Here is a 12534-nt window from a genome sequence, read left to right on the forward strand (position 1 = left end):
TTGTCTTAATCGCGTCGGGATGCAGCGTATTCTATACAGTTTTTAAAACCTTGCAACCCCTATTTCATCACCCTCTTAACGAGTGTCTATTTTTTAAACTAAAAAGTAATTTTAAACTTTTAAATCTAACTCACCTTAAATAGCTCTTAACCAGATTTCTTTCAACTCAAAATAAACTAGCAATCAATTTAGTGAGTAGTGACCATTTCCTTATTATTAAAAACTGTTTTCTTAATTTCTTACTTAATTATAGCTAATAGTCATTAGGAAATAGCTTTTTACAGCTGATTCTTGCCATAGTTTTACATTTCCCTCGCCAATATACATGAAAGTATGTAGCCGCCTTATGCTTTTATATAGGACCTTTTAATTGTTATGAGTATTTAATTTTTTATCTCCTTTATCGCCTGAGTTTTATTCTATGGATATACCAGTAGCTTTTGTATAAGTGTTCACTTACACATATCTAGTATATTGGTTATTTGTTAGTTTTGACTTCCTGACTTACAGGATACTGTTAATCCAAACTAAATAATTAATAAATTTTATTTTTAATCCCAAGTTTTTTAATCTACTTTAATTTATAAATACAACTGTTTTAATCTGATTTAATTATTGATTAAACCAAATTAGTCGGAATTATAAAATTCTTAATCTAACCATTTTAGTAAACTTTATTTCTATTAAAAAAAAATTATTTTTTATTTTCAAGTTATTGATTTATAATCATTTAATAATATATTTTTATTTTAATTGTTTTAAGTATTTATTTTTTGTTTTTATTTGGTTAATAATATAAACAGGTATTTAAATAGGCTTATTTCTATGAGCTTAACTCCCAAAAATTTTAACCAGCGTATAGTTAGAGAAATTACACTCATTTTAATAATCAAGGTTGTAATTTTAATTACTATTAAGAATATCTGGTTCGATTCTCCAACAATTCCCAAGAACTTTGACACTCAAGTTGCCGAGCATATTGCCGGTACTCCCTCTCAATTTAAGGAGACACGTTGATGATTTCAGAAAGCGTGGTCGATCTCTCGCGGTTTCAGTTTGCCATGACCGCGTTGTATCACTTTATATTTGTACCTCTTACTCTTGGTTTAGCTTTTATTCTTGCCATTATGGAAACCACCTATGTGATTTCTGGCAAAGAAATTTATAAGGATATGACCAAATTCTGGGGAAAACTTTTTGGTATTAACTTTGCTTTAGGTGTAACGACAGGCTTAACCATGGAGTTCCAGTTTGGTACAAACTGGGCGTACTATTCACATTATGTCGGTGATATTTTTGGTGCGCCACTTGCTATTGAAGGTCTGATGGCGTTTTTTCTTGAATCGACGTTTATCGGTCTGTTTTTCTTCGGCTGGGACCGACTTTCCAAAGTTCAGCATTTGAGCGTGACCTGGCTGGTGGCGCTCGGTTCCAACATGTCGGCACTTTGGATTTTAGTCGCCAATGGCTGGATGCAGAACCCGGTAGGCGCAGCGTTCAACTTTGAAACCATGCGTATGGAGCTGGTTGATTTCGGCGCACTAATTTTCAACCCCGTAGCCCAGGTTAAGTTTGTTCATACCGTATCGTCAGGTTATGTGACTGGTGCCGTTTTCGTTTTAGCCATTTCAAGCTACTACTTGCTCAAAAAACGTGATCTGCCTTTTGCACGGCGCTCTTTCGCCATCGCTGCAATCTTTGGTCTTGCCTCAACACTTTCAGTGATTCTGCTTGGCGATGAGTCAGGTTATGAACTTGGCGATGTACAAAAAACCAAATTAGCTGCAATTGAAGCAGAATGGGAAACTCATCCGGCACCTGCTCCATTTACACTATTTGGTATTCCAAATCAGGAAGAAGAGCGTACTGACTATGCCATCAAAATTCCATATGTGATGGGTATTATTGCAACACGTTCTCTTGATAAAGAAGTAACAGGTCTGAAGGATCTTATGGTTCAACATGAGCTTCGTATCCGTAATGGTATGACTGCATATGCCGAACTTGAAAAACTTCGTGCAGGTGACCGTTCTCCAGAACTTATGGCTTCATTCACAGAAAACCAGAAAGACTTGGGTTATGGACTGCTTCTGAAAAAATATTCACCCAATATTGTAGATGCTTCTGAAGAGCACATCAAAGCAGCAACCAAGGATACCATTCCCAACGTTACTGCCCTGTTCTTCTCGTTCCGTGCCATGGTTGCATCAGGTTTCCTCATGCTACTTCTATTTATTCTTGCAACTTATGCAGTGGCTAAACGCAATGCAGAAAACAAACCTTGGTTGCTTAAATTTGCTCTTTACGGCCTGCCATTGCCTTGGATTGCTACACAAACTGGCTGGTATGTGGCTGAAGGTGGCCGTCAACCATGGACAATTGGTGAAGTTCTACCTACACACCTCTCTGCTTCAAGCTTAAGCACTGGAGACATATGGGGTTCAATCCTGGCACTTGCAGCATTCTATACCGTACTTTTAATTATCGAAATGTACTTGATGATTAAATTTGCTCGCTTAGGCCCAAGTTCTTTACATACTGGCAAATACTATTTTGAAAAATCAAATGCCGAGCAAGATGATATTGTTCTTCCACAACACGCATCTGGAGAGGTCCAATCATGATTGAATACGAACTCCTCAAAATAATCTGGTGGGTTTTGGTTGGTGTGCTGCTGATTGGCTTTGCCCTCACCGATGGCTTTGATATGGGCTCCATGGCAATTATGCCATTTGTAGGCAAAAATGATGAAGAACGTCGTGCAGCAATCAATACCATTGCTCCTCACTGGGACGGCAATCAGGTCTGGTTCATTACAGCTGGCGGTGCACTCTTTGCTGCATGGCCAATGGTATATGCAACAGCCTTCTCCGGCATGTACTGGGCATTATTACTCGTACTGTTCGCTCTTTTCTTAAGACCTGTTGGTTTTGACTATCGCTCTAAACTTGAGAATAAAAAATGGCGTAACTCTTGGGACTGGGGTTTGGCTGTTGGTGGTGCAGTTCCTGCTTTAGTTTTCGGTGTTGCCTTCGGTAATATGTTTCTGGGCGTACCATTTACTTTAGATGAAACCGTACGTTCAACTTATACTGGTAGCTTCTTTGCACTACTTAACCCATTTGCACTGGTTTGCGGTATCGTCAGCTTATCTATGCTAAGTGCGCATGGCGGTGCCTGGTTAATGCTTCGTACCGATGGCGACTTGCATGCACGCTCTGCTAAAGCAACTCAATTGATGGGCGTGGTATTCTTAGTCTGCTTCTTGGGCGCTGGAGCATGGTTATATTTCGGTAATATTGAAGGCTATACTTTAGCTCAACCATTTAACACTAACGCTGTAGCAAATCCTCTTGCCAAAGAAGTAATTACCAATAGCAACCATGGCTGGATGAATAACTACTCAACTTATCCAATCACCATGATGGCACCGATCATGGCAATTCTGGGAAGCCTAATTGTGATTGCAGCTGCTGCGAAAGCCAAAGCCGGTTTAAGCTTCCTGGGCACATCTTTGATGGTGATTGGTGCAATTTTAACAGCTGGTTTTGCGTTGTTCCCATTCCTTATGCCTTCAAGCATCAACCCTGTCGCTAGCTTGACCATGTGGGATGCAGTATCAAGTAAAAATACACTCACTGTAATGACTGTTGCAGCCTGTATTTTTGTTCCAATTATTTTGTGTTACACCACCTGGTGTTATTACAAAATGTGGGGCGTGATTACCAACAAACACATCAAAGCCAATTCACACAGCTTGTACTAAGTTTTATCAGGAGAATGCTTATGTGGTATTTCGCGTGGATTTTAGGAATCTTGATGGCCTGTTTTGCAGGTGTGCTCAGCGCGCTCTATATCGAACATCATCAAAATCTGGATGAGGAGTAATAGCATGGCTGTAGTAATGACAACATCAATGAGGCTTACCGTTCATCGTTTGATTATGGCTGTTTCTTTCCTGTTGGCATTGCCACTTGCAGCCATTATGCTGATCCATCCTGCACTTATGCTGGATCAGCATGGTCAGTATAACCATCGTATGATCATGCTGATTATGCTAGGAATTTCAGGGGGGTTTATTTATGGCGTAGGGTTTGTGCCCCGTTTCTGGTTATGGAAATGGTTATTTAGCCCAGTTATCGCTTGGCCCCTTATGCTACTAGGCTATTATATATGGCTGCTTCAGTAGTAAATTCTTATTTTAAAAAGGCCTCATCTTGAGGTCTTTTTTATTGCGCCTGTTCGGCTATCCAATTCATAAAACTTTGCCGCTCTGCTTTAGAAGCTTTTTTCCAGAGTTCAATTAACTGCTGATCTGTTTGAATGTTTCTACTGGTCATAGCAGTTTTTGCTGTACTTGCTGTTGAACTTGAAGCAGTATAAGTAGGCTCAGGCTGATGAACTGATGGCTTTATCTGCTTTTGGGTCAAATCAAAACTGCGCCCTAGCAAACCGCTACCTAACCAAGGTTTAGCTTCAGTATTTGCACCGGTCTGTTGCACAACCAGTTCATTTTTGCTGTTATATAAAGCCACTGTTGGCTGAGCTGCATATATTTTTGCTGCTTCAAAAGACTGAGGTGGATTTACCAGTGCCAAAGTATAAGTTTCACTATCTTTTAGATCTGGTGTCTGAACGGTTACCACACCTGATTTCAGTATGTCATGTTCGCCATTTAAATGTTGAAAGAACTGCCTATAGCGTATACTTAAACTTGCCTTGCCTGCATCAATTTTATACGTACTTTCTTGTGAACGTAGAAAGTTATTTTTTACTTCCTGATCATTTACTGCCAATACATCAATAACTTCTGGCGCTGCAATAGTTACTGCAGCATATGCGACATTTCCTAGTGAAAATATTAAAGCTGCAATGGACAACCTTGAAAGCATAATAGGTACTCTACATGTTATATCTAAATTCTAGCTGCACTATGCTATGCATTTATGACTATTTTATGACATCTTGAACCTTAGATTTTAATTTTGATTAAATTATTAAATGCTAAGTTTTTCTTTTAATTTATTAAGAATGATCTATATGTTTAAAATAAAAAAAGAGTACCTACAAGTACTCTTTTTCAATTTTAGAAAGTTTAGTTAAATGTCTTAAAGCGTGCTGTGTCATCCATAAAAGTTTTTTCACCTGCCGGAGCCTCAATTGAACCAAATACCAGTTGAGCGCGTAATTTCCAGCTTGCCGGAATATCAAAAGCCTGAGCGACTTCTTCATCTACAATCGGATTATAATGCTGTAGTGAAGCTCCAATACCCTGTTCAGATAAAGCCGTCCAGACAGCAAACTGCGCAATTGCAGTAGAATGTTCTGACCACACTGGAAAATTATCCGCATAGGCGGCAAATTGTTCCTGTAAGCCTTTAACTATATCCTGATCTTCATAAAATAAAACTGTGCCATAACCAGCTGCAAAACTGCTGATTTTCCCATCAGTTGCTGCAAATGCTTCAGCCGGTACGATTTTACGTAAAGTCTCGCGTACAATTTCCCAGAATTTGGTATGAGATTCGCCAAACAGAATCGCAGCACGGGAAGACTGTGAGTTGAATGAAGATGGACTGTGCTTGATTGCCTCACGAATTGTTTCTTCGATTTTTGCCTGGTCTACGTTGACATTATTACCAATTGCATAAATTGTACGGCGGTTTTTAACGTGATTCATAAATGACATAATTTTAGTCCTTTCTGTACTTTAAAGATAGATAATCTGTTGTTTGTTAAAATCAGTTTATAAGAATCTAGGAATAACGTCAGCCTTAAATCAATAACATAGTGTTTTATTTTTGGAACAATACTTTAAAATTTTCTTAAATTTCTTTATTTCTGACTCTAATATAAAGCAGATTTATTATTTTATAATTTAAAAAATGAAGAACTCCGCATTTAGCGGAGTTCTTTAAGATATAAGCCAGATCACTTATCAGTTTCAAATAAAGCAGCAACAAAAGCTTTGGCAGAGAATGGACGCAAGTCATCAATTTTTTCGCCTACCCCGATAAATCGGATTGGTACATGAGTACGACTTGCAATATTAAACAGCACACCACCTTTAGCAGTACCATCAAGTTTGGTAATGGTTAAACCGGTTAAACCAACAGCTTCATCAAACATTTGCACCTGATTAATAGCATTCTGGCCTGTACCAGCATCAACAACCAGCATAATTTCATGTGGAGCTGTCGCATCAATTTTCTGCATAACACGCTTAACTTTTTTAAGCTCTTCCATCAAATTACTTTTATTGTGCAAACGTCCTGCAGTATCGGCGATTAGCACATCAATTCCTTTAGCACGAGCACTTTCGAAAGCATCAAAAATAACTGATGCACTATCGGCACCGTGTCCCTGCGCAACCACCTGAACATCATTACGCTCCCCCCAGATTTGCAACTGTTCAGTTGCAGCCGCACGGAAAGTATCGCCCGCAGCCAGCATAACTTTCTTGCCTTCTCCCTGTAAGCGCTTAGCCAGCTTACCAATCGTGGTGGTTTTACCTACACCATTTACACCTACCACTAAAATCACATAAGGATTTTTATTCGGGTCAATATGTAAGGGTTTAACACGCGGCGCAAGCAAGGCAACCAGTTCTTCTTGTAAAGCTTTATAAAGTGAATGTGAGTAAATCAAATCACCCCGAGCAGTCCGCTCAGTCAAATTATTAATAATTGTCTTGGTTGCTTCTACACCAATATCGGCAACCAGTAATTGCTCTTCAACCTCTTCAAGCAACTCATCATCAATTTCCTTACCCCCGATCAGGATATTGACCATTCCATCTGCCAAGTTCTTACGGGTTTTAGTCAGCCCCTGTTTCATCCGGCTAAAAAAACCGCCTTTAGATTTCTCTTCATCTGCCTCTACACTCTGAATACTGGCAGTGACAGATTGTTCTTGTTTTGGAGTATCAATAATGGGAACGTCAACAGCAGGTAAGCTAGGTAAAGTGACATCGTCATCCCCGATATCAGAATCAATCAAGAATTTATTTTGCACATTAGATTGCTGTTGCATGCCGATTCCTTGAAAAGCATCGCGTTAAAAAAGAAAGAGTTTAGCATAGATTCCTGACCGCGCATGATGCTTAGGCTAAGTCTCAACCAAAACTCAACAACTATGGCTTGCGTTAAAGCCCTGTTTTTTGAACAATAGAACAAAATTATACATACTTGACCGGAAATAATAGTGTCTCAAGTTACACGACAGTTCAAAAAACATCTTAAATCTATCTCTCCTTTTCTTTTTATATCTTTAAGCATTATGGCTGGTACAGTGGTGATCTCTACAGCCCTACAGGCTCAAACCACGACTGAACTTTCCAGAACAACTGTAGAAACCTCATTAAGCAACGGTTTAAAAGTTATTATTCGAGAGGACCATCGTTCACCTGTAGTAATGACCCAAATCTGGTATGGGGTCGGCAGTAGTGATGAGTCTGGTAATCTGCTAGGTATATCACATGCTTTAGAACATATGATGTTTAAGGGAACAACCAAAGTACCTCATAATGAGTTTACCCGTTTAAGCCGCATTTATGGCGGTAGTGTTAATGCCTCAACCTTTACCAATTATACCAACTATTATCAGCTTTATCCGAAAAGCTATTTACCACTCGCACTGGAACTTGAAGCTGACCGTATGACTAACCTGGTGCTTAAACAGGAAGACTTTGAGCCAGAAATTAAAGTCATCATGGAAGAGCGCCGGTTACGTACTGATGATAATCCACGAACTTTGGCTTTTGAACGATTTAAATGGATTACCTATCCTACAAGTCATTATCGCCAGCCCGTAATTGGCTATATGAAAAATCTGCAGAATATTCAGTTAAATGACCTGAAGAACTGGTATCACAGCTGGTATACCCCTAACAATGCTATTTTAATTATAGTGGGCGATGTAAATGTGGAAGCAACTTTAAAGCAGGTAGAAAAATATTTTGGGTCAATTCCTGCACGTAAAACACCAGAACGTAATGATGTCATCGAATTTGACCGCCCAGGTTATCGACATATGGAGCTTTCTCTTCCGGTCCAAATTAATAACCTGTATATGGCTTGGAATGTCCGTTCATTAAAAACTGCCAAAAATCCTCAGGATGCCTATGCCCTTACCATTATTCAGTCCCTACTTGATGGCAGTATTTCTTCACGTTTACAGAACCGGCTGGTAAGGGATAAAAAAATACTGACTGCTGTCAGTGCAAGTTATGATCCTTATAACCGCGGAGATACTCTTTTTAATATTACAGCCTTACCTGCAGATGGAGTCAGTTTCCAAGAGGCACAAGAAGCCATACAGAAAGAACTGGATCAGCTCAAAACTGAGGCGGTGAATTCCAATGAACTGGAACGTGTAATTACACAATTCGTATCTAGTTTAATTTACAGTCAAGATGATATCGCTGGGCAAGCTAAAATGATCGGGAATCTGGAGATTAATAGCTTAAGTTATCGCTTACTGGATAAACTGCCACAGCACTATGAAACAGTGACGCCACAAGATATACAGCGAGTTGCAAATGCCTATTTTGTCCGTGAAAATCTGAGTACGCTTTATTTATCTCCGCTTCCTCAAGATTCAAAATAAAGAAAGGATTGCTATGATTCATCTACGTATGCCTTTATTAATGGCCAGCCTTTCTCTAAGTTTGTCGGCAATTGCTGAAGTCAATTTACAGGAAGCTGACTTTGAGCAGGATAATAGTAAACTATATTCTCTTTCTACCTTACAAAGCTTACGCAGCATTTCTAAGAAGCAGGAATATCAGGCACCTTATGTACATGATCTGACAAATCGCTATAAGGTCCGTAGTCTGTTCGTCGAATCACAAGATTTACCTATCATAGATATACAACTCACCTTTAATGCAGGTTCGGCAAGAGATGAAAGTATAGAAAAAGGATTATACGGATTAGCAAATATGACAGCTAATCTGCTAGATGAAGGCACAGAGTTTTATACTGCGCAAGAGGTTGCAAATACTTTTGAGCGTCTTGGTGCGCAGTTCAGTATAAATGCCTATCGCGATATGTTTATTGTACGCTTGCGGGTTTTATCAGATCCAAAAAAGCTTGAACCAGCTTTAGCAATGATGATTCATCTATTGAATCACTCCAGTTTTAATAATTCAGGCATTAAGCTGATTTTAAACAATACCCAGGCAGGTCAGAAACAGGTTCAAGAGAATCCAGGCAGAATGCGGGATGTACGTTTCTATCGGAGTTTGTATGGGACTCATCCTTATGCAGAACCCACTCCAGGTACCCAGCGTAGTATTAGTAAAATCACCACTAAACACCTGAGAGCTTTTAGAGACACTTTTTTAGTAGCACAGAATATGAATATTGCTATTACGGGTAAACTCAATCAGCGGGAAGCGCTTAAACTTTCTGAACGTATTGCAGGAAATTTACCACAAGGTCAAAGAGCTCCAACACTTCCTGTTCCGGAAGAGCACAACGGTTTTAATATTCAACATATTCCATTTAATTCATCACAGGCTCATGTCAGCATGGGCCAACTGGGCATTACCCGTTTTGATCCAGACAGACTCGCCCTAGAAGTTGCTAACCAGATGCTGGGAGGAAGCGGCTTTAACTCGCTACTGATGCGTGAGTTAAGGGTAAAACGTGGTTATACCTATGGCGCTTATAGCACAATAAACTCAACTCAAGCCCGTGGTGTCTTTAATATTAGCTACTCCACCCGTCAAGACCAGCTGCTAGACAGTATCCGGGTTGCGCACAAAACGCTGCTTGATTTTGTTCAACAGCCACTTGACCAGAAACAGCTAGAAGAAACTAAAGCAGGCATATTACGCGCATTTCCAATGAATTTCAGCAGTAATGCCAGCATGAATGCACAGTTAGGTGCTATCGGGTTTTATGGTCTACCTGCCAATTATCTGACTCAATATTCCAAACAGCTGGCTAATCTGACCACCAAGGATGTAGAAAAGGCCGTAAAATTACATTTAAATCCTGAAAATCTGACTTTAGTTATTGTGAGTGAAACCTTGGACAAACAGGCTATACAGAGCATTTTAGAGCAAAACCTGAATTCACAGATAACATCGCCTGCGGCTTCTAAACCTATACCTAGCGTAAATCCTCTGCCGCCTGTGCCGGATAATGCTTCACCTGTGCCTGTTCAAACTGATACGCCCGCATCAATTTAAGATAATAGATGCGCTGAATCTTTTCAGTTTGTAATAGTTCAAGAGCCATTTTCTGAGTTTTGGGATGAACAGCCTGTTTTGAAAGTATTAAAATATTTTGATATTGGTTGGTGGCAACAGGTCGAGATAGACCAATACAAACCATTAAAAAAATTAGACCCATAACAAGCAGTACAAAAATATCATAGATACGATCTAGTGTTAGAACTGCTTTAATTTTCTGGAAACTATGTGGGGATGTGAGCATAACCTACCTCGAATAACAGGTAGTTTAAAGGGCTCGCAGGTAAAAGTACAAGTAAAGCAGTCTAATAATAGCGCAAGCTGTATATTATTAGACCGGTTCACCATTTGCATATCAATGCTCAGTAAAAGACTACCCGGATTACAGTGTAGTAGAGCACAGCAGCAACAATCGCCATTACTACAAATATTGCAAAAATACCGACTCCACGTTCTGAATCTGCCGGATGCAGGTCGTCTTCATCTGCAATACGTAAAAGTTCTTCATTATAAATTGAGTAAAAGCGTACACGGTCATCATATTCATACTGCCGAGTAAAATCATAAACATGCTTGCGCTGTTTCAAACAAAAATTTCCCAAATGCACGTTCTGATCTAATGATGCCGCATCCAGATTACGCCGATGAGCATGTGCCAGTGTGACAATTTGCTGCTCAGTTGGAGGATAGTCAAAATGCAAACCATCAAGGGTATTATATCTTTCATTACTGACAGTTGAAGTATCCGCTATTATTGTGGAAGCCATAATTATTGTCCTCTTATTTATCTAATTTTCGTTTTCATTCTAATAAAAACATTTTTTGTTTAATGTTTAAACATGTAAGCTTGAAAAACAGAATCTTTACCCAATATGTACATTGACAAGTTAAGACTAATGTAATATTAGTTTCACATAGATTTGTTATTTTAATATTAAGACAATTTGTCTTTTATATTCGCAATCATAATTACAATAAGGAGTTTACTATGATTCAAAATATCTCTCATCATGACTTAGAACATGTGTACGCTAATGCTGTAAATACAATACAGTCTCAAATGAATTTTAGCGAGGCTGTACAGCAGCTAGAAGAAGTTGCCCGTGCAGGTCATGGTAAAGCGGCCCTTTTCCTTGCCGAGCTTTATTACCAAGGTTTTCGTGTAGAACGGGATTCCTTAAAAGCTCAATACTGGCAAAAGATGGCCACGATGCAGGCTTAACAAAACGTCACCTAGGTGGCGTTTTTTAATACCTTAAAATAATAATTTCTTACCGAATATACCTAAAGCTTAAACTGTACTTTCATAATTAAACTCTACAATAGGCCTGACTTCGAAATACTTATAGCCACGAATGATCATGAATACTTATAGCCAACTTCGACCTGCTTCTAAAGAACTTATAATTAAACTCTCTATTTTAAAAACAATGATGTATTGTGGTGTGGTCTGGGGCCTTTATAATGATGGCTGGGCAATCAAATCAGACCAGGAAGACTATGTCTTTCCTTTCTGGCTTAATGGTGTGCAGGCACACCGCTATGCTCAGGTACATTGGCCAAACTATACGCCACGCCGTATTACTCCGAAAGACTTTCAGAAATCACTATTACCGACATTAACTCGTCTGAATGTTACGCCAGCACTATTTAACTCATCTAACCATAAGTTTAAACTTTCTGCCAATCAGATGTGTCATTTTTTCTTTAGTGAATTAAACTGTGATGCACTTTAAAAAGGTAAATTCATAAGATAAGTTTGCTGAAACCTGTATATCTCGATATACATTTCAGCATTTTTTAACGAGATTATTTTAAACTCTTTGCATTTTCTAAAAATCAGGCTAAGTTAAATTAAAACGATAAGTAATACCAAGGAATCATTATATGACTACTGTCTCTCAGGTTCTTCACAATAAAACAGAAAAAGCCATTTTTACTATTTCACCAGAAGCTACTGTACTTGAAGCGATTTCACTTATGGCCAACAAGGGAATCGGTGCATTAATCGTAACTGATGAACAGCGTGTCGTTGGAATTTTGTCTGAGCGCGATTACACCCGTAAAGTTGCATTAATGGAACGCTCTTCCTATAACACCACAGTGAGTGAAATTATGACCAATAAGGTTTTAACCGTGGGTCTTAATAATACTGTAGAAGATTGTCTTCAACTGATGACTGACCGCCATTTGCGACATTTACCCGTGCTTGAAGACGAGCGGCTGGTAGGTCTGATTTCAATCGGTGATCTGGTTAAAGCTGCAATGGAAGACCAGCGCCTGATGATTGATCAGTTACAGCAATACATTTCAGGTTAAATTCAGAACTTTTA

The 12534-nt window shown here is 39.0% G+C and carries 15 protein-coding genes; 10 read left to right on the forward strand and 5 right to left on the reverse strand.

Annotated elements, in window-relative coordinates; genetic code table 11:
- Positions 1–825: 825 nt before the first annotated feature.
- Genes cydP through B3R63_RS00475 form a run of 5 tightly spaced genes read left to right on the forward strand, consistent with a single transcriptional unit; the run spans position 826 to position 4189 of the window.
- Entirely contained in the window at positions 826–1017 is a 192-nt protein-coding gene (gene cydP, locus B3R63_RS00455) for a cytochrome oxidase putative small subunit CydP (protein WP_005020165.1), read from the forward strand.
- A complete protein-coding gene (locus tag B3R63_RS00460; protein ID WP_005020163.1) occupies positions 1017–2624 on the forward strand; it encodes a cytochrome ubiquinol oxidase subunit I in 1608 nt (535 codons plus the stop codon). Before cydP ends, B3R63_RS00460 begins: the two co-directional genes overlap by 1 nt.
- Complete coding sequence (gene cydB / locus B3R63_RS00465; protein ID WP_005020162.1) at positions 2621–3766, forward strand: cytochrome d ubiquinol oxidase subunit II; 1146 nt, start codon at positions 2621–2623, stop codon at positions 3764–3766. The genes B3R63_RS00460 and cydB overlap by 4 nt, the downstream gene beginning before the upstream one ends.
- 20 nt (positions 3767–3786) lie before the next feature.
- Positions 3787–3888: a cytochrome bd-I oxidase subunit CydX gene (gene cydX / locus B3R63_RS00470; protein WP_000270276.1), complete on the forward strand. Its 102-nt coding sequence runs from the start codon at positions 3787–3789 to the stop codon at positions 3886–3888.
- 4 nt (positions 3889–3892) lie between these two features.
- A complete protein-coding gene (locus B3R63_RS00475; protein ID WP_005020161.1) occupies positions 3893–4189 on the forward strand; it encodes a cyd operon YbgE family protein in 297 nt (98 codons plus the stop codon).
- A gap of 40 nt (positions 4190–4229) precedes the next feature.
- Here B3R63_RS00475 and B3R63_RS00480 read toward each other — a convergent pair whose 3' ends face one another.
- The 3 genes from B3R63_RS00480 to ftsY form a co-directional block, all read right to left on the reverse strand.
- A complete protein-coding gene (locus tag B3R63_RS00480) occupies positions 4230–4892 on the reverse strand; it encodes a DUF2057 family protein (protein ID WP_005020159.1) in 663 nt (220 codons plus the stop codon).
- A gap of 203 nt (positions 4893–5095) precedes the next feature.
- Complete coding sequence (locus B3R63_RS00485; protein WP_414630827.1) at positions 5096–5689, reverse strand: nitroreductase family protein; 594 nt, start codon at positions 5687–5689, stop codon at positions 5096–5098.
- Between the two features lie 242 nt (positions 5690–5931).
- The gene (gene ftsY, locus B3R63_RS00490; RefSeq protein ID WP_286727925.1) at positions 5932–7032 is read right to left on the reverse strand and encodes a signal recognition particle-docking protein FtsY; all 1101 of its coding nucleotides are present in this window, start codon (positions 7030–7032) and stop codon (positions 5932–5934) included.
- Positions 7033–7278: 246 nt separating this feature from the next.
- Between ftsY and B3R63_RS00495 the strand changes: the two genes are divergently transcribed.
- Together B3R63_RS00495 and B3R63_RS00500 are read left to right on the forward strand one after the other, a co-directional pair.
- Entirely contained in the window at positions 7279–8607 is a 1329-nt protein-coding gene (locus B3R63_RS00495; protein ID WP_217449106.1) for a M16 family metallopeptidase, read from the forward strand.
- A 13-nt stretch (positions 8608–8620) separates the two neighbouring features.
- Positions 8621–10198 (forward strand): M16 family metallopeptidase, encoded by a 1578-nt coding sequence (locus B3R63_RS00500; protein WP_286727927.1) that lies wholly within the window; start codon positions 8621–8623, stop codon positions 10196–10198.
- On the opposite strand, the gene B3R63_RS00505 is transcribed toward B3R63_RS00500, so the two are convergent.
- A complete protein-coding gene (locus B3R63_RS00505; protein WP_286727930.1) occupies positions 10119–10445 on the reverse strand; it encodes a hypothetical protein in 327 nt (108 codons plus the stop codon). The genes B3R63_RS00500 and B3R63_RS00505 overlap by 80 nt on opposite strands.
- 118 nt (positions 10446–10563) lie before the next feature.
- On the reverse strand, positions 10564–10968 hold the full coding sequence (locus B3R63_RS00510; protein ID WP_286727933.1) for a hypothetical protein: 405 nt from the start codon (positions 10966–10968) through the stop codon (positions 10564–10566).
- Positions 10969–11189: 221 nt separating this feature from the next.
- On the opposite strand from B3R63_RS00510, the gene B3R63_RS00515 reads away from it, so the two are divergent.
- The 3 genes from B3R63_RS00515 to B3R63_RS00525 all read left to right on the forward strand — a co-directional run bounded on the left by B3R63_RS00515 (position 11190) and on the right by B3R63_RS00525 (position 12520).
- Positions 11190–11423, forward strand: coding sequence for a hypothetical protein (locus B3R63_RS00515; RefSeq protein ID WP_005020149.1), 234 nt, complete (start codon positions 11190–11192; stop codon positions 11421–11423).
- A 139-nt stretch (positions 11424–11562) separates the two neighbouring features.
- Entirely contained in the window at positions 11563–11937 is a 375-nt protein-coding gene (locus tag B3R63_RS00520) for a DUF2750 domain-containing protein (protein ID WP_286727936.1), read from the forward strand.
- Between the two features lie 151 nt (positions 11938–12088).
- Entirely contained in the window at positions 12089–12520 is a 432-nt protein-coding gene (locus B3R63_RS00525) for a CBS domain-containing protein (protein ID WP_005020147.1), read from the forward strand.
- Positions 12521–12534 lie beyond the last annotated feature (14 nt).

Source organism: Acinetobacter sp. UBA1297 (assembly GCF_002307755.1).
Taxonomy (GTDB): domain Bacteria; phylum Pseudomonadota; class Gammaproteobacteria; order Pseudomonadales; family Moraxellaceae; genus Acinetobacter; species Acinetobacter radioresistens.